The organism is Burkholderia sp. BCC1640 (assembly GCF_902833125.1).
Lineage (GTDB): Bacteria > Pseudomonadota > Gammaproteobacteria > Burkholderiales > Burkholderiaceae > Burkholderia > Burkholderia diffusa.
The window spans coordinates 1-23,802 of sequence record NZ_CADFEF010000020.1; the positions used below are offsets into that span (position 1 = coordinate 1).

Consider the following 23,802-nt stretch of genomic DNA (forward strand, 5'->3'; position numbering starts at 1 on the left):
GAAATAAGGTGCATCCTCGGGGCAAACTTCTCCGAATGGGCGGCGCTTCGCTTCGGTATCCGGCCATTCCCCGCCCACATCGCCGACCACCTCGCGCGATCGCCTATTAATCAGTGTTTCCCTAGGGGCGTACGCCGGCACCGCGAACCGCTTGGCCCGTTTCCCGTGCCGCGCGTTGACGTCCAATTTGCAAGAGCGCGATGCTCGCCAGAATCAGGACGATGGCCGCCGCTTTCTGCATTGGGCTGATCAACGCCGCGGCCCACTCCAGATGAAGCCAAGAAAGACGAAAGAAACCTTGGTCAGTCTCATGGCGCGCCCCTGCCGGTCGACGATGAACACGGTTGTCAGTAAATCAAGGCACAAAATCCGCTGATAGAACAAGAGCGGCATCGCCGTAGGACATATTGGTCGTGACGGGTGGGCGCATTCATCTACATACCGCCCTCAATCGAAATAAGGCTGCAACACCCCCTCGATCCAGTCCATGAACGCCCGAACGCGCGGCGACAGATTGCGCCGATGCGCGACGACGAGCGACGCCGCGAGAGGCTCAGGACGCAGATCGGGCAGCACCTCGACCAGCGCGCCGCTTTCGATGTGATTCGCGAGCGCCGAATACCCGGCCTGGATCAACCCGATGCCCGCAAGCCCGGCTGCGTGATAGGTCTGCACGTTGTTGACCTGCATCGCGCTCGGCAATGCGAGCGTTGCATAGCCGTCGCCGCTCGGATATTCCCACCCGGGGTGCCGCGCGCCGAGTGTCAGCGCGTAGTGGACCATCCGGTGTCCCTGACCGACGAGATCGTCGAGCGTTTGCGGCACGCCATACCGCGCCAGATAGCCGGGACTCGCCGCATTGATCATGCGCAGGCGGCCCAACGGCCGGGCAATCAGCGTCTCGTCCACGATCGGCCCCAGACGGATCACGCAATCGAATCCTTCCTGGACGAGATCGACGCGCCGATCGGTGCTCGAAAGTTCCAGTTCCAGCTCCGGATGCATCGCCATCAGTTGCGGCAGCGCGGGAACCACGACGCTGCGCGCGAGCTCGGTGGGCATGTCGACGCGCAATCGTCCGCGCAGCCGCGTGCCATTGCCGGAAAACATCGACTGCAGCTCCTGTACGTCGGCCAGCAGGTCCCGTGCGCGCGCGTAAAAGGCGCGTCCGTCCTCGGTCAGCTGCACGCTGCGCGTCGTCCGATGCAGGAGCGCGACGCCCACGTCGCGCTCGAGCGCGCGAATCACCATCGACACCCGTCCTTTCTGGATGCCCAGGCTTTCGGCCGCGCGCGTGAAGCTCGTCATTTCGGCGACACGGGCGAAGATCAACAGCGCGTCGAGGTTTTGCATTGTTCTCCCTGGGAGTAACAGAACGTTCAGTCGGCCGTCATTTATAACTCAATTTCAACTCAGTAAAGTGCTTTCCGATGTCGTCCCCCGACGACCACCTGAACGAAAGGGCACAACCATGACACAGCACATCTCTCCGGTTAAAACGATCGTCGTCTATCACTCCGGCTACGGGCATACCGAACGCATGGCGACGGCTGTCGCGGAGGGGGCCGGCGGCGTTCTCGTCGCAATCGACGCCGATGGCAACATCGCACCGGACGCGTGGGACGCGCTTGCCGGCGCGGATGTCATCCTGTTTGGCTCGCCGACCTACATGGGCGGTCCCAGCTGGCAGTTCAAGAAGTTCGCCGATACATCGTCGAAGGCATGGTTCGAAGGCGCATGGCGCAACAAGATCTTCGGCGGCTTCACCAACAGCGCAAGCATCAACGGCGACAAGCTCAATACGCTCGAATACTTCGTTCTGCTTGCGGGGCAGCACGGCGGCATCTGGGTGAGCATGGACATCAAGCCGGCGAACCTGAAGGCGTCGATGCGTGACGACCTGAATCGCATGGGCTCCTATATCGCACCGATGGCGCAGACGCCGGCCGATGCGTCGCCCGATGAAATGTCGCCGGGGGACCTCGAGACGGCACGCCGCTATGGCGCACGGGTCGCAACGATCGCCGGACAATTCCGGGCAGGACACGCTCGCATCAGCTGAAACCTGGCGTGCGGGGCGCCCCGGAACGGACGCCGCCGCAGTTTTTCCCGCCGACCTCGAAGGAAACGGCCATGAAATACAAGCAACTGGGCCGCACCGGCCTGTACGTCTCCGAGCTGTGTCTCGGCACGATGACGCTGGGCGGCAATGCCGATGCCGGCATGTGGGCCGCGATCGGCGCGGTCGGCCAGGACGACGCGACCCGACTGATTTCCCGCGCACTGGACGAGGGAATCAACTTCATCGATACCGCCGACATCTACTCCTTCGGTCAGTCCGAACGTCTCGTCGGACAGGCACTTCGGGACCTCGGCGTCGCACGCAGCGAGATCGTGCTGGCGACGAAGACAGCGGGCGTGATGGGCACGAAACCCAACGATCAGGGCGCGTCGCGCGGCCACATCATGGATTCCGTGCAGCGAAGCCTGGAACGGCTGCAGGTCGACCATATCGACCTTTACCAGATCCACGCGAACGATCCCGTGACACCGATTGAAGAGACGCTGCGGGCGCTCGACGATCTGACGCGTCAGGGGCTGGTTCGCCATGTCGGTGTCTCGAACTGGCGCGCCGGAAAGATCGGCAAGGCGCTCGGGCTCAGCGAAGCGCTCCATGCGACGCGCTTCGAGACCATTCAGGCCTACTATTCGATCGCCGGACGCGACGTGGAGCGCGAACTGGTGCCGCTCGCGATCGACGAGCAGATGGCGCTCCTCGTCTGGTCGCCGCTCGCCGGCGGGCTGCTGTCGGGAAAGTTCGGCCCTGGCGCGCCGACCGAAGCGGGTTCGCGGCGCAGCCATTTCGATTTTCCGCCGGTCGATCTCGAGCGCGCCTGGCCATGCGTTGCAGCGATGCGCGCGATCGCGGACGCGCGACGCGTGTCGGTCGCCCGGATCGCGCTCGCGTGGCTGCTCGCCAAGCCGCATGTCACGAGCGTCATCGTCGGCGCCAAACGCGTCGAACAGCTCGAAGACAATCTCGGTGCTGCCGATATCGTGCTGACCGGGGACGAGCTTGCGCAGCTCGATGCCGTGAGCGCGTTGCCGCCCGACTATCCCGGCTGGATGATCGATCGTCAGGCGGCGGGCAGGGTGCCGCCGCCTTTCACGCGTGCGGTGTCGAAATAGGTCGGCCGACGGCGATCCTTGTCGTGCTCGACGGGATCGCCCGACGCCGGACGCCGCCCCGCACCGGGTATCCGCACGGCGATCATCGCCGCAACCGCTAGAATTGCGGTTTTAGCCCGGAACACGTCCATGTCTTTTGCTTCGCTAGGCCTGATCGATCCCTTGCTGCGTAATCTGCAGGACCTTAATTACCAGACACCCACGCCGGTGCAGGCCAAGGCGATTCCCGCGGTGCTCGGTGGCAAGGACGTCATGGCCGCGGCGCAGACCGGCACCGGCAAGACGGCGGGTTTCGCGCTGCCGCTGCTGCAGCGGCTGGTGCAGCATGGGCCGGCGGTGTCGAGCAACCGCGCGCGCGTTCTGGTGCTGGTGCCCACGCGCGAACTGGCCGAACAGGTGCTGCAGAGTTTCGTCGAGTACGGCAAGGGCCTCGACTTGCGGTTTCTGGCCGCCTATGGTGGCGTGAGCATCAACCCGCAGATGATGAAGTTGCGCAAGGGCGTGGATGTGCTCGTCGCCACGCCGGGCCGTCTGCTGGACCTCAATCGCCAGAACGCCGTGCAGTTCGATCAAGTCCAGACGCTGGTGCTGGATGAAGCCGACCGCATGCTGGATCTGGGCTTCGCGCGCGAACTCAACGCCGTCTTTGCCGCATTGCCGGTGCAGCGTCAGACGCTGCTGTTTTCCGCGACGTTTACTGACGACATCCGTGCGATGGCGGCGAGCATTCTGCGCAGTCCGGTCAATATCAGCGTCAGCCCGCCCAACATCACCGCCAGCAAGATCAAGCAGTGGGTGGTGCCGGTGGACAAGCGGAACAAGCCTGACCTCTTCATGCACCTGGTGGCCGAGAACAACTGGGACCACGCGCTGGTGTTCGTCAAGACCCGCAATGGCGTGGATTACCTGGCGGCCATGATGAACGATGCGGGTTATGCGGTCGACACGATCCACGGTGACAAGCCGCAACCCGCGCGCCTGCGTGCGCTCGAGCGCTTCAAGACGGGCGAAGTGCAGATGCTGGTCGCAACCGACGTGGCCGCGCGCGGGCTGGATATCGACGACCTGCCGCTGGTCATCAACGTCGATCTGCCCATCGTCGCGCAAGACTACGTGCACCGTATCGGCCGAACCGGCCGCGCGGGCGCCAGTGGTGTGGCGGTGTCGCTCGTGTGTGCCGACGAAGCACCGCAACTGGCCGCGATCGAGGCGCTGATCCGGCAAACGCTGCGCCGTGAGGAAGAGCCGGGTTTCGAAGCCGAACACCGCGTGCCGGAAACCAGCGCGACCGGGCAGATCATCAAGAAACCAAAAAAGCCGAAGAAGCCCAAGGTGCCGCAAGCGGGGGCGGGCGCCATGCCGGCGGCCGGCAAAAAGCCGCGACCGCAAGGCGGGGAAGGCAAGCGCAAGCCCACTGGGCAGCGCGCCGCGCCCGCGGGCAAGGGGGCAAGCCTGTCGAGCGGTAGCCCGTTCAGCGTGCAAAAGCCGCGCGGCAAACCGGCCGGCAAGACGTCGGCGGGTTCGCGCAAGCCGGCTGGCAAGCCCGCGGGCGGGCGCGGGACGCGCTGATGCCGATCGGTGCGGCGCGGACTGTCGCCGTGTAGTCGAACATCGGTCGATCGCGTGCGCCCGAACCTGAATATCGGAACATGGCGGGCTTGCGTCCGGGATGCGCCTTCAGCCCGCCGCCGGCGTGGTGCCGGCCTAACTTCCGTCCTCGCGATCCCACGGCGGCACCCCGCCGAACGCATCGGCCAGGAAATCGATCATGACGCGCACCCGGGCGCTCAAATGTCGGCGGCTCGGGTAGACGGCGAGAACGTCGATGTCGGGCAGACGATACCCAGGCAACACCTGAACGAGTTTGCCGGCGCGGAGATCGTTGCCGATCAGGAACGTGGGTTGCCAAATCACCCCTTGCCCGGCGAGGGCGGCGGCGCGCGCCGTGTCGCCGTTATTGGTATGCATGTGAAAGTTGGACCTCACGCCATGGGTCCTGCCGCCACCGTCGATCAGTTCCCACTCATCGCCGGTGGCCGCATAGGTATACCCGATGCAGCGATGACGGATCAGGTCCTCCGGCACGGTCGGATGTCCGAAGCGCGCCAGATAGTCCGGCGACGCACACAGGATGTTTTGCGATGTCGCGAGTTTTCGGGCCGCATGGCTGATCGAGCCCGCGCGTGAAATGCGAATGGCGAGATCGTAGCCTTCGTCGACGATATCCACGACGCGGTCAATGAGCCCGATATCGAGTTCGATTTGCGGATATTTCTGCATGAAACCGGGCCACAGCGGCGCCAGATACAGAATGCCAAAGCTCACGGGTGCATTGATGCGCAATCGCCCACGGGGTTCCACCGACGCGGATGACACGAGCCCTTCCGTCTCCGCGACATCGTCGAGGATGGTCTTGCAGCGCGCATAAAGGGTCTCGCCACCCTCGGTGAGAGACAGTGTGCGTGACGTGCGATTCATCAGGCGCGTGCCGAGGTGCGCCTCCAGCTCGTGCACATAGCGGGTGACGTTGGCAGGCGAGGTGCCGAGCGCATCCGCCGCGCGCGCAAAACCACCCCGGCTCACCACCGTCACGAAGACCTCAAACGCGCGCAGGCGGTCCATGCCCCCTCCGATCATTCATAAAAACTTAATGATACAACCACGTTTTATGCCTTTCTTCAATCAAAGTTGAATCCTATAGTGCTCTCACGGCCGAGGCATGGGGCACTGGCCAACGCAGTACATCAGGAGATGGAAAATGCAACGTTTGACAGGAAAGGTTGCCATCGTGACGGGTGCCAGCGCGGGAATTGGCCGGGCAACGGCGAAGCTGTTCGCGAAGGAAGGCGCCAAGGTCGTGATCGCGGCGCGCCGCGCGGGAGAACTTGAAACACTCGCGGCAGAGATCGCGAGCGAAGGTGGCGAAGCCGCGTATCTGGCGGGCGACGTGCAATCGGAGGACTTCGCGAAGGCGCTGGTCGCGCTCGCCGTGAGCCGCTTCGGTCGCCTGGACATCGCCTACAACAATGCCGGTACGCTGGGCGAGATGGGGCCGAGCACTGGTATTTCCGAAACAGGCTGGAACGCCGCGCTGGCGACCAATCTGACCAGTGCCTTCCTGGGCGCGAAGCATCAGATTCCCGAAATCGTGAAGCAAGGCGGTGGCTCGATCATCTTCACGTCGACGTTCGTCGGTTACTCGTTCGCGTTTCCCGGCACCGCAGCCTATGCGGCGAGCAAGGCTGGCCTGATCGGCTTGACGCAGGCACTGGCCGCCGAGTATGGCGCGCAGGGTGTGCGCGTCAACGCGGTACTGCCGGGCGCGGTGGACACGGAGATGTATCGCGGCATGAACGACACCGACGAGTCGCAGCAGTTCGTGACCGGGCTGCATGCGCTCAAGCGCGTCGCGAAGCCAGAAGAGCTCGCGCGCTCGGTGCTCTATCTTGCGTCGGACGATTCGTCTTTCGTGACCGGCACCGCATCGCTGGTCGATGGCGGCGCGTCGATCACCCGTACCTGAGCACGCTTGCAATATCCGATCGATCAAGACTCGATATCGTCATTTCCACTTCGTTCAAGGAAAAGGAAAAGGAAATCACTCATGGACCTCAATCTGAAAGGCAAACTCGCGCTCGTCAGCGGCAGCACCGCCGGCATCGGTCTGGCCATCGCCCGCACACTGGCACAGGAAGGCGCTCGCGTAATAGTCAATGGCCGCGCCTAATCATCGGTGGATGAAGTGGTCGAGCAACTGAAGGCGGACACCGGCGGCGATGTGGTTGGATTTGCGGGCGACCTGAGTACGGCCCAAGCAGCCGACGAACTGGCGCAACGCTATCCGGGCGTGGAAATTCTGATCAATAACCTCGGCATCTTCGAGCCCAAGCCGTTTGAAGAAATCCCCGACGCGGACTGGACGCGTTTCTTCGACGTCAACGTCCTGAGCGGCGTACGCCTTGCCCGCCTGTTCCTGCCGGCGATGAAGCAGGCCGACTGGGGGCGCATCATTTTCATTTCGAGCGAAAGCGGCGTGCAGATTCCGGCCGAGATGATCCACTACGGGGTGACGAAAACCGCGCAGATCGCGGTCGCGCGCGGGTTGGCCGAGGCCGTGGCCGGCACGGGCATTACGGTCAACAGCATCCTGCCGGGGCCGACGAAATCGCGCGGCGTGGGCGAATTCGTCGAGACGCTCGCGAAGGCCGACGGCAAATCGTTCGAGGCGTTCGAGAAGGAGTTCTTCGAGAAGGTCCGGCCGACTTCGCTCATCAAGCGATTCGGCTCGCCGCAGGAAATTGCGTCCCTCGTGGCCTATATCGCCAGCCCGCTTGCGTCGGCCACGACCGGCGCCGCATTGCGAGCCGACGGGGGCGTGATAAAGAGCGCCTTCTAGCTCCCGGGCCGGACTGGCTTCGGCCAGTCCGGATTGTGCTCGTTCAGTGTTCCGATGCGATCGGTCGATTGCCGGGCAAAGCCAGCCGTTCGCACGCCGGCGCGCCGGATCGTACGTGATCCGAATCATCCTTCATCCGACGAACGAACGCGAAAAGCGATCAGCGAAAGAAGAGTTCCCGCATCCCGAAGGTGTGATGCGCTTCGGCGGCCATCAGCACCATGAGCACCAGCAGGCACAGCGGCGGTATCAGGATCGCGTACACCAGCGCCAGCCGCTCCCACATCATGTGCATGAAGATCGATACGATCAGCCCGGCCTTGGCGATCATCAGCACGACGATCAGCACCCAGCGCATCAGGCCCTGCACATGGAAATAATCCACCAGATACGACAACGTGCTCAGGACGAACAGCAGGCCCCAGATCTTCAGGTAGATGCCGATCGGATGCTGCTGGCCGTGCGCGGCGTCGGGGCGATCGGCGGGATCGGAGTGGTCCATGGACGGCCTCACCACAAATAGAACAGCGCGAAGATGAACACCCACACCAGGTCGACGAAGTGCCAGTACAGGCCGGCGATCTCGACGATCTGGAAGTTGCCGTGCTCGGTGAATCCCGGCTGCAGGATCTTGCGCGCGATCAGCAGCAGGTAGATCACGCCGCAGGTCACGTGAAAGCCGTGGAACCCGGTGATCATGAAGAAACACGCGCCGAACTGCGTGGCGCCCAGCGGGTTGCCCCACGGGCGAATGCCTTCGTGGACGATCAGCTTGGTCCATTCGAAGGCCTGCATCGACACGAAGGTCACGCCGAGCAGCGCGGTCGCCAGCAGCAATGCGGCAGCGCGCCGTGCATTGCGCCGGTAACCGAAATTGACGGCCATCGCCATGGTGCCGCTGCTGGTGATCAGCGTGAACGTCATGATGGCGATCAGCAGCAGCGGCACGTCGACGCCCGCTACGGTGAGGCCGAACACCTTGGACGTGTCGGGCCACGGCGCCGTGGTCGACATGCGCACCGTCATGTAGCCGATCAGGAAGCTGCTGAAGACGAAGGTGTCCGACAGCAGGAAGATCCACATCATCGCCTTGCCCCACGGCACCTTGAAGGCTTCGCGGTCGGCCGACCAGTCCGTGACGATGCCGCGCCAGCCGTCAGGCCCGGCGTCGGCGGGCGGGGTGGCAGCGGATTCTGGCGGGAGCGTGGGCGAGGTCATGGCGCGGCTCCATACAGCGGCCCGCAGATGGCGGCGACAACCGCGGGGGTGAGCCACCACATCGCCGCCAGCAGCACGAGCCAGACCGCCAGCAGGAAATGCCAATAGAGGGCGCACAGCGAAATGGCGCGTTGAGCCCGGAACGGGTCCACATGCCGGCGTTGCGCGATCGTCACGGCCCAGGCCGCCAGCCCGCCGAGCACGTGCAATCCGTGCAGGCCGGTGAGCAGGTAGAGGAAGCTATTGGAAGGATTCGCGATGACGGTCTGCCCGGCTGCCGACAACATGCGCCACGCGATCAGTTGCCCGATCACGAACACGGCGGCCAGCACGCCGCCGCACACCAGCCACGCCACGCGGTGCACGGTCAGCTGCCGGGCCCGCTGCATGGCGACGCTGGCCAGCGCGAGCACGCCGGTGTTCCACCACAGCAGCGCGGGATGCGGGATCGGCTGCCAGTCGGGTTCGCGCATGCGCATGCCGTACGCGAGCAGAAGCAGTGAAAACAACGCCGTTGCCACGGCCATGAACACGATCAGGCCGACGCGGCTCGCATTCGGCAAGACGGGCGGCGGCGTGTCGGGAACGAAGGTGCGCGGCAGCGTGGTCATTTGCGTGCCTCGCCGGGTTGAAGCGTCGAGCGGGCCGGTTCCGGTTCCGGTGCCGTCGCGGGCGGCTGGTTTTGCGGGACGAAGTCTTCCGCTTGTCCCGGCGGGCTGTATTCGTACGCCCAACGGTAGACGACGGGCAGTGCGGCCCCCCAGTTGCCGTGCGCCGGCGGCGTTTGCGGCGTCTGCCATTCCAGCGTGGTGGCCCGCCACGGATTGCCGTCGGCACGCTTGCCGCGCACGAGGCTCCACGCCAGGTTGTACAGGAACAGCAACTGCGCCACCGCCACGATCAGCGCGACGACGGTGATGAACGTGTTGAGCGTCTGCGCCGAATGCGGAATGAAGCTGTAGCCCTCGTACGCGTAATACCGCCGCGGCATGCCGAGGATGCCGAGATAGTGCATCGGGAAGTAGATCGCGTAGGTGCCGACGAAGGTGGCCCAGAAGTGCGCGCGCCCGAGCGTGTCGTCGAGCATGCGGCCCGTCACCTTCGGATACCAGTGGTAGATGCCGCCGAACACCACCAGGATCGGCGACACGGCCATCACCATATGGAAGTGTGCCACCACGAAGTACGTGTTCGACAGCGGAATGTCCACGCTCACGTTGCCGAGATAGAGCCCGGTCAGCCCGCCCAGCACGAAGGTGCTGATGAAGCCGATGGCGAACAGCATTGGCACGGTCAGGTGGATATCGCCACGCCACAGCGTCAGCACCCAGTTGTAGACCTTGAGGGCGGTCGGGATGGCGATGATGAGCGTGGTGGTCGCGAAGAAGAAGCCGAAGTACGGATCCATGCCGGCGATGAACATGTGGTGCGCCCAGACCACGAAGCTCAGTGCGCCGATGATGACGATCGCCCACACCATCATCCGGTAGCCGAAGATGCTCTTGCGCGCGTGCGTGCTGATGAGGTCCGACGCGATGCCGAAGGCCGGCAGCGCGACGATGTAGACCTCCGGATGCCCGAAGAACCAGAACAGGTGCTGGAACAGCAGCGGGCTGCCGCCGGCATGCTTGAGCGATTGCCCCATCGACACCACGGCCGGTATGAAGAAACTGGTGCCGAGTGTCCGGTCGAGCAGCATCATCACCGCCGACACGAACAGCGCCGGAAACGCGAGCAGCGCCATGATCGTCGCGGTGAAGATACCCCACACCGTGAGCGGCATGCGCATGAGCGTCATGCCGCGGGTGCGCGCCTGCAGCGTGGTGGTCACGTAATTGAGACCGCCCATGGTTGCCGCGACGATGAAGATCGCGAGCGACACGAGCATCAGCACGATGCCCCATTCGACGCCCGGCGTGCCGGGCAGGATGGCCTGAGGCGGATACAGCGTCCAGCCCGCGCCGGTCGGCCCGCCCGGCACGAAGAAGCTCGTCACCAGCACCAGCACGGCCAGCAGGTAGACCCAGTAGCTCAGCATGTTGAGAAACGGGAACACCATGTCGCGCGCGCCCAGCATCAGCGGGATCAGATAGTTGCCGAAGCCGCCCAGGAACAGCGCGGTCAGCAGGTAGATCACCATGATCATCCCGTGCATGGTGACGAACTGGTAATAGTGGTTGGCGTCGATGAAGCTGAACTTGCCGGGAAAGCCGAGTTGCAATCGCATCAAGTCCGACAGGACGAGGCCGACCAGGCCGATGGCGATGGCCGTCAGCGAATACTGCACGGCGATGACCTTGTGGTCCTGGCTCCAGACATAGCGAGTCCAGAAGCTTTTCGGGACGTGATCGGTGTGCGCGTAGGGCATTGCGTCTGCTCCGCTAGGGCTGGCGGTTGGCCGCGGTGCTGGCAGCCGGGCCGCTTTGCGATTCGATGTAGGTCACGAGCGCGGTCAGCTCCTGCTCGCTCAGGTCGAAATGCGGCATGATCGGTGCGTACCCCTTCACGACGCGGGCCGTCGGGTTGCGGATGAACGCGCGCAGATAGGCTTCGTCCACCTTCGCGGTGCTGCCGTCGGCCATCGTTTCGGTCTTGCCGTACAGGCCCTTCCAGGTCGGGCCCACGCGCGGACTGCCGTCCACGGTATGGCACGCGAAACAGCCCTTGGCTGCCGCGAGCGCCTTGCCCTGGTCGGCAAGCGCCTGGGCGCTGCCGCCTGCCGTGGCGGCAGCGGCCTGCACGCCGGCCTGTTGCCGCTGCGCGAAGGTGGTCTGCTGCGCCAGCCAGCGCGAGAACGATGCTTCGTCTTCCACCACCACCACGCCGCGCATGCTGGCGTGTCCGAGACCGCAAAGCTGCGCGCACAGGATGTCGTAACGTCCCGCCTTGGTCGGCGTGAACCAGAAGGTCGTCACCATGCCGGGCACCATGTTCATGCGCGCACGGAACGGCGGCACGTAAAAGTCGTGCAGCACGTCGAGCGACCGTGTCAGGACCTGGACCGGCCGGTTCAGCGGCAGATGGACCTCGGGCGTCTCGATCAGGTAGTTGTCGCGGCCGTTGGGGTCGCCGGGATTCAGGCCGAACGGGTTGTCGTTGCTGACGTAGCGCACGTCCGTCGTGCCCAGCTTGCCGCCGGGGCCGGCGAAGCGGAAGCGCCATTGCCATTGACGGCCGAGCACCTCCATCTGCAGCACGTTGCTCGGCGGCCGAATGTAGTCCGCGTAGACGAACAGACCGGGTGCCAGCAACGCCGCGACGCCGACGGCGGTCAAGCCGATCAGCCACCATTCCAGCCGCCGGTTGTGCGGCTCGTAGGCTGCGCGATGCCCGCCGCGGTGGCGGTAGCGCATCAGTGCGATCGCGATGAACAGGTTGATCGCGATGAAGAATGCGCCGGTGATGACGAGCGTGATCGTCAGCATGTCGTCCATGCGCACCCAGTTCGACGCGATCGGCGTGATCCACCAGGGACTGGCAAAGTGAAACCCCACCGCCAATGCGATGATCACGATCAGGGCAATCGCAAGCGCCATGGGCCGCCTCGCCGCGCGTCACACGCCGGAGCCGCCAACCCGCGCTCCTGGCATCGTCGTGCCGCCTTGCCGGATTTCGTATTACATGTTGCCGGCAGTCCACCAAGACCGATTCGCCAAGCGTCGTCGGCGGCTCTAAAGAAAAGGTAGTCTGCTCCTTTGCATCGTGCAAGGCAGCGCAAGGAAGGAAGCACGCTCCCATACCCGCATGCATCGCACAACTGATGGTTCAATCTCCCTGCGACGACCAGCAAAACGGCCGCCGCCGGCGTGGATCGTCGAGGCAGCCGTCCTGCGCGGCGCGAAGCAACGGCGTGTCAGGGCGTCGCGTTCTGCTTGCGCCGTTCGAGCATGCCGTAGACGACGGCGGTGACCACCCCGAACAGCAGGTTGGCCAACAACGGTCCGGAGCCGCGCTCCGAGATGAACCAGGGGAATACGGCGGTCATCACGTAGAAGTTCCAGACATACGCGACGATCCCGAACGCCAGGCCGATGACGGCTTCCATGCCGACGCTCGAATCGAAGCGGAACGGGGCCATGATCGCGGCGAGGATCATCCCCATGATGGCACCGAGCACGTAGTGCAACAGCAGCGCCACTCCCACGATGCTGAAGCTGAACACCGACATCTGTTCAAGCGCGCCACGGCCCATCACCATCGCCGCGATCTTGTGGGTCGGTTGCCACGGGCTTTCATCGAGCACCATGGTTGACCAGAAGAATTCGAGCACGATCACCAGGGCGCCACCCGCGAGACCGGCCACGGCAGCGGCGAGCCAGTCCGGCATGCGCCGTTGCCAATGGTGTGACTGAATGTGCAGTTCCATAGGACCTCCTTGCTGAAGGATCGACCTCAGCACTCAGGCAGGCCGGTTTCCGCGTGTCAGGGGAAAACCGGTGACGTAGGCTCGCCGCCTTCCAGATCCGCTTGCGGAAAATGTCGGGCGATCATCTGCTCGATTTCCTGCTCTCGCAATGCCGGCACGTCGGCCATGATCAGAATCTGGCCTTCCTTGATCGCGTCACGAAATCGCTCGAGTCGCGCATTCGGCTCGGCGATGCCGATCATCCCGGCCGTCCACGCGCCGAAGCCCGCGCCCACCACCGTCAATGCAACGACGGCGCCGCCCGCGATCACGAGCTCGGCAGGGGGAAACACGAGCGCGACGAGACCGATGAGCGCCCCCGTCGCGCCGCCGAGTGCGACACCACGCTCGAGCGCGTGAACGACATCGCTGCTTTGCAGCAAAGATGCTTCGGGCAATTCTTCAAGGGTGACGCTGTGATCGGCGAGGACGTGGATATGGCGCCAGATGATGCGCGCGCGGAGCAGGTCATCCACGATCGCCTTGGCCATCTGCGTGTCGGGTACGAGGAAATAGAGGCGCCTCATGTCGGCCCCCTTTTTCAGTCTGGAGTACGTTCTATTTTATGTCACCATCGGCAGCGTGGTGCCTGCTCGCGCGTACGGGGTTACACGCGATCACGCTTCAGTGCGCGGCGGAAATTCGCACGGAACCCTTTTTATCGAACCCTTCGCGCGCTTCGCTCAACGCGGAAAGGCCCGGTCAGACCGCGCCGGATGCGTGCAACGTATGAATCTGTTCATCGGCATAGCCGAGTTCGCGCAGCACGGCATCGGTATGCTGGCCAAGCGCCGGCACCGGATCCATGCGCGGCTCGTCGCTCGGTGCGACGCCGGGCGGCAGCAGGGCAGGGATCTCGCCAGCCGGCGTATCGACGCGGGTCCAGCGATGTCGCGCGGCGAGCTGTTCGTGCGCCAAGACGCCGTGCATGTCGTTCATCCGCGCGTTCGCGATGCCGGCTTGCTCGAGCCGGTCGATCACGTCGGCGGACGTCAGCGTCGAGAACGCGCGGACGATGACGGACGCGAGTTCGTCACGATTCGCGACGCGGCGGCTGTTCGACCCGAAACGCTCGTCGGTCGCCAACCCGGGCATGCGGATCACGGTCTCGCAGAAGCGTTTCCATTCGCGCTCGTTCTGCAGCCCGAGCATCACGGTCTTCCCGTCGCCGGTCTTGAACGGACCGTACGGAAAGATCGTCGCGTGCGATGCGCCGGCTGGCGGCGGCGGTGACTGTCCGTCGATCGCGTAGTAGAGCGGATAGCTCATCCACTCGACCATGCTTTCGAGCATCGACACGTCGATGTGCCGGCCGTGTCCGGTGCGGCCGCGCTCGATCAGCGCGGCGAGGATGTTCGTATACGCATACATGCCTGCCGCGATGTCGGCGATCGAGCAACCGGCCTTGGCCGGCTCGCCGTCGGAGCCGGTAATGCTGAGGAATCCGGATTCACTCTGGATCAGCAGGTCGTACGCCTTCTTGTCGCGAAACGGTCCGTCGAGCCCGTAGCCGGAAATGTCGCAGACGATCAGCCGCGGATAGCGCTCTCGCAGCGTGTCGTAGTCGAACCCCAGGCGCTGCGTCGCGCCGGGTGCGAGGTTCTGCACGAACACGTCGGCATCGGCGAGCAGCCTGTGCACGACGTCGAGCGCCGCGGGCTGCTTGACGTCGAGCGTGATGCTTTCCTTCGAGCGGTTGGTCCACACGAAGTGGGACGCGAGCCCCGACACGCGTTCGTCGTAGCCCCGCGCGAAATCGCCGACGCCCGGCCGTTCGACCTTGATCACGCGCGCGCCGAGATCCGCGAGCTGGCGCGTGCAGAACGGCGCGGCGATCGCATGCTCGAACGTGACGACCTTGATGCCTTCCAGTGGGCGCATGCTCATCGCTCCGTCAGAACGAACGCGGCAGGCCGAGGATATGCTCGGCGACGTACGACAGGATCAGGTTCGTCGAGATCGGCGCGACCTGATACAGGCGCGTCTCGCGGAACTTGCGCTCGACGTCGTATTCGCACGCGAAGCCGAAGCCGCCATGGAACTGCAGGCACGCATTCGCGGCTTCCCACGACGCATCGGCGGCGAGCAGCTTCGCCATGTTCGCCTGCGCGCCGCACGGCTCGTGCGCGTCGAACCGGCGCGCGGCCTCGAAGCGCATCAGGCTCGCCGCCTCGACGTTGACGAACGCGCGGGCGATCGGAAACTGCACGCCCTGGTTCTGGCCGATCGGGCGGCCGAACACGACGCGATCCTTCACGTACCGCGACACCTTGTCGACGAACCAGTAGCCGTCGCCGATGCATTCGGCTGCGATCAGCGTGCGCTCCGCATTCAATCCGTCGAGGATGTACCGGAAGCCCTGGCCTTCCTCGCCGATCAGGTTTTCCGCGGGGATTTCGAGGTTGTCGAAGAACAGCTCGTTCGTCTCGTGGTTCACCATGTTCGGGATCGGGCGCACCGTCATCCCGTTGCCGATCGCGTGATGCAGGTCGACGATGAAAATCGACATTCCTTCGGATTTCTTCTTAACGTCCGAAAGCGGCGTCGTGCGCGCGAGCAGGATCATCAGGTCCGAGTGCTGCACGCGCGAGATCCACACCTTCTGCCCGTTGATCACGTAGCGGTCGCCCTTGCGTACCGCGGTTGTCCTGATCTTCGTCGTGTCGGTGCCGGTGGTCGGTTCGGTCACGCCCATTGACTGCAGACGCAGCGCGCCGCTCGCGATCTTCGGCAGATAGCGCTGTTTCTGCTCGGCCGAACCATGGCGCAGCAGCGTGCCCATGTTGTACATCTGGCCGTGACACGCGCCGGAATTGCCGCCCGCGCGATTGATTTCCTCCATGATCACCGACGCCTCGGTCAGGCCGAGGCCCGAGCCGCCGTATTCCTGCGGAATCAGTGCGGCGAGCCAGCCGGCTTTCGTCAGCGCGTCGACGAACGCGTCGGGATAGCCGCGTTCCGCGTCGATCTTGCGGAAATATTCGGCGGGGAATTCGCCGCACAGGTCGCGAACGGCTTCGCGAATGGCTTGGTGCGCGTCGGCAGGATTCATGTTTCGTATCGGGGAATGTCAGGCGAGGATCGCGCGCGCGGACATGGTCAGCCAGCCGTCGTGATCCCTGGCCCAGAGATCGACGGTCTTGCCGTCGTCGGCGAGGCGGCCGCACACGCTGAAGGTGTTGCCGAGGAAAGTCGGCCGTACCGCGCGATACGCGTATTCGCCGATCGTCGCACCGGGCAGCGAGCGCGTGACGAGGTCGAGCAGCAGCGTCGAGATCAGCGGGCCGTGCACGACGAGGTCCGGATAGCCTTCGACCTCGCGCACGTAGGTGCGGTCGTAGTGAATGCGAAGGCCGTTGAAGGTCAGCGCGGAATAGCGGAACAACATGACTTCATCCGGCGTGATGTCGCGCTGCCATTGCGCATCGTCGGGTGCGGCCTTCGGTGGGGGCGCGGCGGCGCCGGGCGCGGCCGGGCCGCGATAGACGATGTCGTGTTCCTCGCGGATCGCGACTTCGCCCCCGGATTCGATCACGTGCTCGACGGTGACGAAGCCGAGCGTGCCGCTGCGGCCTTCCTTGCGTTCGACCGACAGCACGCGCGACGTGCGCGTCGCGATCGCGCCGATCGTCAGCGCTTGTTCGAACGTCAGGCGGCCGCCGGCCCACATGCGCCGCGGCAGTCCCAGGTCCGGCAGGAAGCCGCCCTTGCGCGGATGACCGTCCGGGCCGAGTTCGGCCTGCTGCGCGATCGACCAGAAATACAGCCAGTGCCAGGCGGGCAGCAACGCATCGCCGGTCGCGGGAACGGTCGGATGGTCGAGCGTCGCCGCGAGGGCGATTGCCCGTTCGGCACTGATCAGGTCGGTCGCGACCTGTTGGACATCGTCGCTGGCATGCGACCGGGGAGCGTTCACTGTCACCTCCATCGCCGGGCAGGCCGGCGGTTTCGACTTGGCATGAAGTGACTTTAGGTGAAGCTTGCGCGCGGCGGAAATACCGTTTGAATGTGCCGGTCATAGGGGTACCCTATGACTTTCTCGCATCGACCGACACGCCATGGACATCCGCCAGCTCCGTTACTTCGTCAGCATCGTTGAATACGGGAGCCTCGGGAAAGCGGCCGAAAAACTGTTCGTCGCGCAGCCGTCGCTGAGCCAGCAGATCGCGAAGCTGGAGGGCGACATCGGCGTCACGCTGCTGGTGCGCAGCCCGCAGGGCGTGAAGCCGACCGCGGCCGGGCAGGCGCTGTATCGCCATGCGCGGCTCGTGCTTCGGCAGATGGAGCAACTGCGCCAGGAAGTGCGGGAAGGCGCGGGCAGCGAGTCGGGCACCGTCGCGGTGGGTTTTCCCACCACGATGACCGCGAGCCTCGCCGTGCCGCTGTTCGAACGGGTGAGGGCGGGCTATCCGGGTATCCGGCTGCAGTACCTCGAGAGCATGAGCGGCTTCATCAACGAATTGCTGGCGAACGGGCGGCTCGACCTCGCGATCCTGTTCCGCGAATCCAACACCACCGGCATCACCGCGATGCCGCTGTTCGACGAGGTGCTGCATCTGCTCGGCGAGCCGGGCGGCGCGGTGTCGTCGCGCGAGCCGTCCAGCCGGCCGAGGATGCGCCGGATCGTCGAGCCGGAAATTCGCCGGCCTGCCAGCCTGTGCTGGTCGAACACGTCTCCGGTCAATTCCGCCGCGCTCGCCGTGCGGCAAACGATCGTCGAGCTGATCGGCGAACTGGCCGCGAGCGGCGCGTGGACGGGCATCACGTTGCGCGAGGGCGAATCCGCGCCGTCGTGACGGGCGGGGTGAGCGGAATGCGCGGACCGCCGCCGCGGATGCGGTGTGCGAAGTCTCCGCGCGCGCCGCGTGAACGATACGCATTCTCCAATGCCGCGATCGGCATTTCGTTCGGCATGCTGATTGCGGACGGATCGATGAACATGCGTGACACGACACATACATCACACATTCGCCATCGCGCCGAGCATGCCCGAGTCGATCGGACCGCCCGCGCACCGGCGGTCGGCCGTTCGCGCGCAAACATCGGCCGTCGGCAGGTTGTACGAAGCGCGATATTGAAACTACACTGATTATCGGCCGGCGCCGAGACACGCGGCTCATCCATTCAACACGCATCACAGTACTAATTAAACGCGTGCCGACAATCGCCATAGAGGATGCTTGCCTTGTTCCTCAACATCCACCGGGGGAAGTGGCGATGAAAATCGGGGCTGCGCGTCATCCGTCAGCGGTTTGTTAGCCGAACGGCGCGCGCATGAACACGACCGCAGGCATTCACGCGACGTCACTCGGGCTGCACGGCTCGAGCCCGGCGATGGCCGACCTGCGCCGCTATCTGGCGAAGGTCGCGCAGACCGATACGACGGTGCTCGTGACCGGTGAAACCGGCACCGGCAAGGAGCGCGTCGCCACCGCCGTCCACCGCCTCAGCCCGCGAACCGACAAACCGTTCATCGCTGTGAACTGCGCCGCGGTGCCCGACAGCCTGTTCGAGTCCGAGATGTTCGGTCACGAGCGCGGCGCCTTCACGAGCGCCCAGAACGCGTTTCCCGGCCGCTTCGTCGAGGCCGACGGCGGCACGCTGTTCCTCGACGAAGTCAGCGAGATGCCGCCCGCCGTTCAGGCCAAGCTGCTGCGCCTGCTCGAGGACCGCACGGTGATGCCGGTCGGCTCGCTGCGCCGGCGCCCGGTCGATGTCCGGATCGTGGCCGCCAGCAACGAAAGTCTGGAGGACCTGGTCGCGGAACGCCGTTTCCGCGCCGACCTGTTCTATCGCCTGAACGTCGCGCGCATCGAGATCCCGCCGCTGCGGGAGCGGCCGGAGGACATCGCGTCGATCGTCGATCACTTCGTCGCCGAACACAACCAGCGGCGCGCGATGCGGGTGGGGCGGCCCGATCCGGCGCTGCTCGAGTGCATGCGGCACTACCGGTGGCCGGGCAACGTGCGTGAGCTGCGCAATCTGGTCGAGGCGTTGTTCGTCGATGCGCCGGAAGGGCGTCCGTTCGGGCTGGGCGACCTGCCGCCGGCATTCCGCCGCCTGTTCCTGCAGGATTTCTCGGCCGGCGAGCACGAGCGCGAGCGGCTGGTCTCGGTACTGCGCCAGACCAACTGGAACAAGATGGAGGCGGCGCGCCAGATGAACTGGTCGCGCATGACGCTGTACCGCAAGCTGGCCAAGTACAACCTGGACGCCGGCAACACTGCCTCGGTGTGACAGCGCGGCTGTCACATGGTACAGCCCGGCGGCTTTCGCGAAGACCGCTCCAGTCGGGAAATCCCACGACAAATCAAGCGCTTGTGCCGACGCACACGCATTGGCCCGCTCCTTGCGAAGCAGAACGGACAGACCGCCCGTCGCCATGCAAGGAGGCCGTCGTGCACGTCATCGAGCCGCTCCAGGACGCCCCGCCGGAACCGGCGCAGCCGGCCGGCCAGCCACGGCCGCTGCTCGCCAGCTATGCAAATTATTTCGAGGTCGGGCACAACGCGTTCGAGTTCCTGATCGATGCCGGGCAGGTCGAGCCGCAGTCCGGCAACGTCCAGTTGATGAGCCGCGTCGCGGTCAGCCCGGTGCACGCCAAGCTGCTCGCGCAATTGCTGGCGAGCGCGATCGCCCAGTTCGAGGCGACCCACCACGCCATCCCCGACATCGGCGAACCGGAAACGGATCTGGCGATTCTTCCCCCGCAGGAATTCGAGCGGCGCGCGATCGATGCGCGCAGCAAGCCGATGCTCGGCGGCCGTCGCGACGAGCCCGATCAAAACCAGAGCTGAGGACACGACATGGCAGCGCAACTCCATCCCAACCGCATGGTCCTGACCGACCGTTTCCCGATGCTGGGCTTCACGATTCGCGTCGGCCACGCGCCGTGCGTCGCGGAACTGGTGATCGCCACCGATCCCGCGCTGTTCACGCGCAAGGACGGGCGCACGTCGTCGACGTTCTACACCAGCCGCGAGGACGGCCTGCTGGCGATTCCGCGCGGCGAAGCGGTGTACATGGTGCCGCCGGCGGTGCTGGCGCGCTTCGTGGGCGCGGGCCGCCTGTGGTTCGGTCTCGCCACGGCCGCTTCGCCCGATGCCGACGCGTGGACGATCGACGTGCTGCCGAATGCCGACAGCCCGTACGTGTCGCTGTCGGGGCTCAGCGATCGCGGGTTGCGCAGGGTCCGCGTGTTCCCGACGCGCGGTGGCGCCGCCGCCAGGAGTCCGCTGTTGAACTGGGCGGGCGACGGCACGCGGCCGGGCGCGACCGCCGTACCGGCGCCTGCCGCGCCGGGCGCTGCTTCCGCCGCGCCGCGGCCGGCCGTCGAACCCGTTGCGCCGCACCACGATGTTCACTACGACGACGGGTTCGGTCCGCTTCCGCCGCTGAACGCCGCAACGCCCGTCGAGGCGAAGCCGCAGGCACCGGTACCGGCGCCGGCGCCGGCCGGGCACCCGGCGCCCGTCTCGCAAGGGATGAGCGACGATGCCGAGTTCCGCATCGCCGGCGACCGACGCAGTTTTACCTGGCCGCGGCCGCGCAAGCTGTCGACCGTCGAGCGGGCCGCGCTGCGCGCGATCCTGAGCGCGAATCCGGCCACCGCGTCGCTGATGCTGCTGCTGCCCGTCGCGATGCGCAACGGCCTGTCGGTCTCGATCGGCGCGGGCGCGGGCGCCGGAATGGAATCCGGGGCCTCGGGCGCGGTCGGCGTCATCTTCGACGCCAATGGCGACGACATCGGCGTGTTCGTGTCGGGCGAGCTCGACTTCGGCTACATCGTGTCGGCGAGCCTCACCGGCCAGATCAGCCTGCTGCGCGGCCATATCGACGACTTCTCGGGCACCGGCACGACCGCCGGCGTGATGGTCGGCGAAAGCGCGGCCGGCGGCATCTCGGCGCTGTTCAACGCACGCGGCGAATTCGTCGGCGTCACGTTGTCGGCCGGCGTCAGCGTCGGCAGCCCGGTGAGCATCTTCGTCGGTGTTTCGCGCGCCGCGGCGGGCACGATTGCCACGTCGTCGGCGCTCGCGTGGTCGCGCGCCCTGAGCGACGACCCGGAGGCCTACGGCATCGATACGCCGCCGTACAGCGACGACGATGCGGGCGCCGAGCCGCCCGCGACGGCCAGCGCGCTGGCGCTGGGCGCGCGCGAGAACAGCCTCGTCACGCGCACCGCGGCCAGCCCGAATTTCGACGAGGGGCGCGGCAGCAAGACGATCGACCGCATCATCATCCACATCGCCGACGTACCCACCGTCCAGCGCGTGGTGAATACCTTCACCAATGCCACCTCCAAGGTGAGTTCGCATTATCTGGTCGGGCAGGAGGGCGAAGTCGTCCAGTTCGTCTCCGAGGCCGACACGGCGTGGCACTGCAAGGGCTCGAACCAGCGCAGCATCGGCATCGAACACATCGCGGTGAAGCGCGGCGGCGCCGACTACCCGCGTCGCAACGGCACCGTCCAGCATTTCGACGCGCTGGCGCCGACCCAGCTTCAGTACGAAACCTCGGCCGCGCTGGTCGCGTCGCTGTGCGACAAGTATCAACTGCCGATCAATCGCACGACGATCATGGGCCATCGCGAGGCCGACACCTCGACCGGCCATACCGCGTGCCCTGACGGCAACTGGGACTGGGACTATTTCATGCGGCTGGTCAACAGCCGCACCTGCCAGCCGCAAGCGGCCGGCCAGGCGCTGGGGCTCGCCGCCCGAGGCCTCGGCGACGACATTCCGCTCGACCCCGGCGTCGGCGGGCTGTCGATCGGCACCGACGCACTGGAGATCGGCGACATCATTCTCAGCACCACCGGCAATCCGGGCTCCGGCGTCATTCGCGCCGGCTCCGGCGCCGAGGTCAGCCACGCGATGCTCTATGTCGGCCAGGGCGGGCAGGTGATCGAGGCGATTCCCGGCGGTGTTCAACTGCGTCCGCTCGCGGATGCGCTGGCCGATGCGCGCCTCGCGGTCGCGTTTCGGGTGCCGGGCCTGACCGATACGCAGCAGCGGCAGGTCGCCGATGCCGCCGCGCGCTATCTCGATCGCGGTTTCAACTACGTCGGGCTGGTCCGCTGCGGCAGCTATCTGATCGACCGTCGCGCGTGCGACCTGCTGTCGGGCGATGCGGCCGAGCGCTGCCGCCGCTTCGTCGGCCGCATCGAACTCGGAGACGGCGCCGACACCGACAACTTCTTCTGCTCGCAACTGGTCGCCCAGTCATTCCAGGACGCAGGCAGGCCGATCGTCACCGTGCCGCCTCACTGGGTGCCGCCGGGCGATCTCGCCAGCCTGTCGACCGGCACGATGGCCCCTGGAACGCTTGCATACGTCGGCCATCTGAAGGCGCCGATCCCGAGCCGCGGCTTCTTCGGCATGAGCCAGGCGCTGGCGGTCGCGCCGGGCGCCGCGCGCGCGCTGGGGGCCGACGACTGGACGGTGAACTGGGACGACGTGCAGATGACTCCGCAGCCCACCGACATGGGGTGCTGGGCGACGGCCGCGTCGATGGTGCTCGGCTGGCGCGACAACCAGAGTGTCGATCCGACGCTGCTGGCGCGCTGCATCAGCCTCGAGCGCCAGATGCGGGACGGCCTGGCACCGGCCGAAGTGGCGGGGTTCGCCGCTGCGTCGACCCTCACCGTCGAGCCCAACGCGTGCTTCGCGCCGGAAGGCTTTCGGCGGCTGCTGGAGGCGAACGGGCCGATCTGGGTCGCCGAAGTCGTGCGTGCGCCGGTCAACTTCTTCCATGCGGTGGTGGTGACGGGCATGTATCGCAGCGGCGACGCGTATTTCGTGCGGATCACCGATCCGCTCGACCGCGTGGTCGGCACGCCGGGCCATCCCGGCGCGCGGACGCTGCCGCCGACCCACGCGACCGGCAGCCGCTACATCATGACCTACGAGGATTTCGTGTCGGAATTCGAGGCGGCGGCCGGCATCGGCGTGATCCAGCTCATGCATTCGGGCGGCGCGTTCGGCCACACGATCAATCGCGGCAGCGCGGCGGGCGCGGGTTACGCACTCGGCATCGAGCCGCCGTCCGCAGGCGGCGAATTCGGCCTCGGCGTGACCCCGACCCGGCGCACCGAGAGCCGCGACGGGCGCAGCTACGATCTCGCGCAGCTGGCGGGACTGGTCCAGCCCGCCAACGCGCTGGCGGGCGGCGCGGGGCAGCCGCGCATGCCGGGTCAGCGCATCACGCTCGACGACTGGCCATACATCGACGGGCCGAGCGGCCGCACGTCGGCGCCGGTGTCGATCGACTGGGCGTGGCAGGGCGGAGCGGTCGGCGACGTGACGATTGCCGCAGCCCAAGGGCAGATGCTCGACGGCTGGACCGCGTTCGTGCGCGCTGATATCGGCCGTGGGTCGGGAACCCCCGAGCGGGCGAGTGTCACGCTGCGCATCACCACCACGTTCCGGCATGCCGGCGAGGAGGAGCAGGTCGGGGTGACGGAGGTGGTGCTGAACGGCGACGGCCGCTTCCAGACCGTGCACGGCGCCGACGGCGCGCCGCCGCTTCCGGTAAGCGGCACGCAGCCCGCGCCGCGCGAACCGCAACCTGCCTGACCCTCGAGGGACATGCG

The 23,802-nt window shown here is 65.9% G+C and carries 20 protein-coding genes and 1 pseudogene; 9 read left to right on the top strand and 12 right to left on the bottom strand.

Features of this window, described 5'->3' with window-relative positions:
• Positions 1–447: 447 nt before the first annotated feature.
• Positions 448–1,353, bottom strand: a complete 906-nt coding sequence (locus tag HWX25_RS21315) for a LysR family transcriptional regulator (protein ID WP_175910320.1) — start codon at positions 1,351–1,353, stop codon at positions 448–450.
• Positions 1,354–1,471: 118 nt separating this feature from the next.
• Between HWX25_RS21315 and HWX25_RS21320 the strand changes: the two genes are divergently transcribed.
• From HWX25_RS21320 to HWX25_RS21330, 3 genes are all read left to right on the top strand, one after another.
• A complete protein-coding gene (locus HWX25_RS21320) occupies positions 1,472–2,062 on the top strand; it encodes a flavodoxin family protein (RefSeq protein WP_175910489.1) in 591 nt (196 codons plus the stop codon).
• Positions 2,063–2,133: 71 nt separating this feature from the next.
• Positions 2,134–3,189 (top strand): aldo/keto reductase, encoded by a 1,056-nt coding sequence (locus HWX25_RS21325; protein WP_175910322.1) that lies wholly within the window; start codon positions 2,134–2,136, stop codon positions 3,187–3,189.
• A gap of 129 nt (positions 3,190–3,318) precedes the next feature.
• Positions 3,319–4,758, top strand: a complete 1,440-nt coding sequence (locus HWX25_RS21330; protein ID WP_175910324.1) for a DEAD/DEAH box helicase — start codon at positions 3,319–3,321, stop codon at positions 4,756–4,758.
• Between the two features lie 135 nt (positions 4,759–4,893).
• Here HWX25_RS21330 and HWX25_RS21335 read toward each other — a convergent pair whose 3' ends face one another.
• Positions 4,894–5,811: a LysR family transcriptional regulator gene (locus HWX25_RS21335; RefSeq protein ID WP_175910326.1), complete on the bottom strand. Its 918-nt coding sequence runs from the start codon at positions 5,809–5,811 to the stop codon at positions 4,894–4,896.
• A gap of 136 nt (positions 5,812–5,947) precedes the next feature.
• On the opposite strand from HWX25_RS21335, the gene HWX25_RS21340 reads away from it, so the two are divergent.
• Together HWX25_RS21340 and HWX25_RS21345 are read left to right on the top strand one after the other, a co-directional pair.
• A complete protein-coding gene (locus HWX25_RS21340) occupies positions 5,948–6,712 on the top strand; it encodes an SDR family oxidoreductase (protein ID WP_059820015.1) in 765 nt (254 codons plus the stop codon).
• A gap of 81 nt (positions 6,713–6,793) precedes the next feature.
• A pseudogene (locus tag HWX25_RS21345) lies at positions 6,794–7,585 on the top strand (SDR family oxidoreductase).
• A 160-nt stretch (positions 7,586–7,745) separates the two neighbouring features.
• Here HWX25_RS21345 and HWX25_RS21350 read toward each other — a convergent pair.
• The 10 genes from HWX25_RS21350 to HWX25_RS21395 all read right to left on the bottom strand — a co-directional run bounded on the left by HWX25_RS21350 (position 7,746) and on the right by HWX25_RS21395 (position 17,124).
• Positions 7,746–8,087, bottom strand: coding sequence for a cytochrome C oxidase subunit IV family protein (locus HWX25_RS21350; protein WP_059535940.1), 342 nt, complete (start codon positions 8,085–8,087; stop codon positions 7,746–7,748).
• 8 nt (positions 8,088–8,095) lie between these two features.
• On the bottom strand, positions 8,096–8,803 hold the full coding sequence (locus tag HWX25_RS21355) for a heme-copper oxidase subunit III family protein (protein ID WP_059690457.1): 708 nt from the start codon (positions 8,801–8,803) through the stop codon (positions 8,096–8,098).
• Positions 8,800–9,414, bottom strand: coding sequence for a cytochrome c oxidase subunit 3 (locus HWX25_RS21360; protein WP_175910328.1), 615 nt, complete (start codon positions 9,412–9,414; stop codon positions 8,800–8,802). Before HWX25_RS21360 ends, HWX25_RS21355 begins: the two co-directional genes overlap by 4 nt.
• The gene (ctaD, locus tag HWX25_RS21365) at positions 9,411–11,171 is read right to left on the bottom strand and encodes a cytochrome c oxidase subunit I (protein WP_175910330.1); all 1,761 of its coding nucleotides are present in this window, start codon (positions 11,169–11,171) and stop codon (positions 9,411–9,413) included. Before ctaD ends, HWX25_RS21360 begins: the two co-directional genes overlap by 4 nt.
• Positions 11,172–11,184: 13 nt before the next feature.
• The gene (locus HWX25_RS21370; protein ID WP_175910332.1) at positions 11,185–12,339 is read right to left on the bottom strand and encodes a c-type cytochrome; all 1,155 of its coding nucleotides are present in this window, start codon (positions 12,337–12,339) and stop codon (positions 11,185–11,187) included.
• Positions 12,340–12,656: 317 nt separating this feature from the next.
• On the bottom strand, positions 12,657–13,169 hold the full coding sequence (locus HWX25_RS21375) for a hypothetical protein (protein WP_059535952.1): 513 nt from the start codon (positions 13,167–13,169) through the stop codon (positions 12,657–12,659).
• Between the two features lie 56 nt (positions 13,170–13,225).
• A complete protein-coding gene (locus HWX25_RS21380; protein ID WP_059535954.1) occupies positions 13,226–13,735 on the bottom strand; it encodes a hypothetical protein in 510 nt (169 codons plus the stop codon).
• A 175-nt stretch (positions 13,736–13,910) separates the two neighbouring features.
• Positions 13,911–15,089, bottom strand: a complete 1,179-nt coding sequence (locus HWX25_RS21385; RefSeq protein WP_175910334.1) for a CaiB/BaiF CoA-transferase family protein — start codon at positions 15,087–15,089, stop codon at positions 13,911–13,913.
• Between the two features lie 13 nt (positions 15,090–15,102).
• Complete coding sequence (locus HWX25_RS21390) at positions 15,103–16,260, bottom strand: acyl-CoA dehydrogenase family protein (protein ID WP_059690462.1); 1,158 nt, start codon at positions 16,258–16,260, stop codon at positions 15,103–15,105.
• 18 nt (positions 16,261–16,278) lie between these two features.
• Positions 16,279–17,124, bottom strand: coding sequence for a MaoC family dehydratase N-terminal domain-containing protein (locus tag HWX25_RS21395; protein WP_244135245.1), 846 nt, complete (start codon positions 17,122–17,124; stop codon positions 16,279–16,281).
• Between the two features lie 142 nt (positions 17,125–17,266).
• On the opposite strand from HWX25_RS21395, the gene HWX25_RS21400 reads away from it, so the two are divergent.
• From HWX25_RS21400 to HWX25_RS21415, 4 genes are all read left to right on the top strand, one after another.
• On the top strand, positions 17,267–18,004 hold the full coding sequence (locus HWX25_RS21400) for a LysR family transcriptional regulator (protein WP_175910338.1): 738 nt from the start codon (positions 17,267–17,269) through the stop codon (positions 18,002–18,004).
• Between the two features lie 478 nt (positions 18,005–18,482).
• Entirely contained in the window at positions 18,483–19,445 is a 963-nt protein-coding gene (locus HWX25_RS21405) for a sigma-54 dependent transcriptional regulator (RefSeq protein ID WP_059535964.1), read from the top strand.
• Positions 19,446–19,606: 161 nt separating this feature from the next.
• Positions 19,607–20,005 (top strand): DUF3467 domain-containing protein, encoded by a 399-nt coding sequence (locus HWX25_RS21410; RefSeq protein WP_059820025.1) that lies wholly within the window; start codon positions 19,607–19,609, stop codon positions 20,003–20,005.
• Between the two features lie 9 nt (positions 20,006–20,014).
• Positions 20,015–23,785, top strand: coding sequence for an N-acetylmuramoyl-L-alanine amidase (locus tag HWX25_RS21415; protein ID WP_244138787.1), 3,771 nt, complete (start codon positions 20,015–20,017; stop codon positions 23,783–23,785).
• Positions 23,786–23,802: the final 17 nt, after the last annotated feature.

Bases quoted from the DNA above. Each gene is read 5' to 3' on its own strand.
- HWX25_RS21315 (WP_175910320.1), bottom strand. From the start codon at position 1,353: ATGCAAAACCTCGACGCGCTGTTGATCTTCGCCCGTGTCGCCGAAATG.
- HWX25_RS21320 (WP_175910489.1), top strand. From the start codon at position 1,472: ATGACACAGCACATCTCTCCGGTTAAAACGATCGTCGTCTATCACTCC.
- HWX25_RS21325 (WP_175910322.1), top strand. From the start codon at position 2,134: ATGAAATACAAGCAACTGGGCCGCACCGGCCTGTACGTCTCCGAGCTG.
- HWX25_RS21330 (WP_175910324.1), top strand. From the start codon at position 3,319: ATGTCTTTTGCTTCGCTAGGCCTGATCGATCCCTTGCTGCGTAATCTG.
- HWX25_RS21335 (WP_175910326.1), bottom strand. From the start codon at position 5,811: ATGGACCGCCTGCGCGCGTTTGAGGTCTTCGTGACGGTGGTGAGCCGG.
- HWX25_RS21340 (WP_059820015.1), top strand. From the start codon at position 5,948: ATGCAACGTTTGACAGGAAAGGTTGCCATCGTGACGGGTGCCAGCGCG.
- HWX25_RS21350 (WP_059535940.1), bottom strand. From the start codon at position 8,087: ATGGACCACTCCGATCCCGCCGATCGCCCCGACGCCGCGCACGGCCAG.
- HWX25_RS21355 (WP_059690457.1), bottom strand. From the start codon at position 8,803: ATGACCTCGCCCACGCTCCCGCCAGAATCCGCTGCCACCCCGCCCGCC.
- HWX25_RS21360 (WP_175910328.1), bottom strand. From the start codon at position 9,414: ATGACCACGCTGCCGCGCACCTTCGTTCCCGACACGCCGCCGCCCGTC.
- ctaD (WP_175910330.1), bottom strand. From the start codon at position 11,171: ATGCCCTACGCGCACACCGATCACGTCCCGAAAAGCTTCTGGACTCGC.
- HWX25_RS21370 (WP_175910332.1), bottom strand. From the start codon at position 12,339: ATGGCGCTTGCGATTGCCCTGATCGTGATCATCGCATTGGCGGTGGGG.
- HWX25_RS21375 (WP_059535952.1), bottom strand. From the start codon at position 13,169: ATGGAACTGCACATTCAGTCACACCATTGGCAACGGCGCATGCCGGAC.
- HWX25_RS21380 (WP_059535954.1), bottom strand. From the start codon at position 13,735: ATGAGGCGCCTCTATTTCCTCGTACCCGACACGCAGATGGCCAAGGCG.
- HWX25_RS21385 (WP_175910334.1), bottom strand. From the start codon at position 15,089: ATGCGCCCACTGGAAGGCATCAAGGTCGTCACGTTCGAGCATGCGATC.
- HWX25_RS21390 (WP_059690462.1), bottom strand. From the start codon at position 16,260: ATGAATCCTGCCGACGCGCACCAAGCCATTCGCGAAGCCGTTCGCGAC.
- HWX25_RS21400 (WP_175910338.1), top strand. From the start codon at position 17,267: ATGGACATCCGCCAGCTCCGTTACTTCGTCAGCATCGTTGAATACGGG.
- HWX25_RS21405 (WP_059535964.1), top strand. From the start codon at position 18,483: ATGAACACGACCGCAGGCATTCACGCGACGTCACTCGGGCTGCACGGC.
- HWX25_RS21415 (WP_244138787.1), top strand. From the start codon at position 20,015: ATGGCAGCGCAACTCCATCCCAACCGCATGGTCCTGACCGACCGTTTC.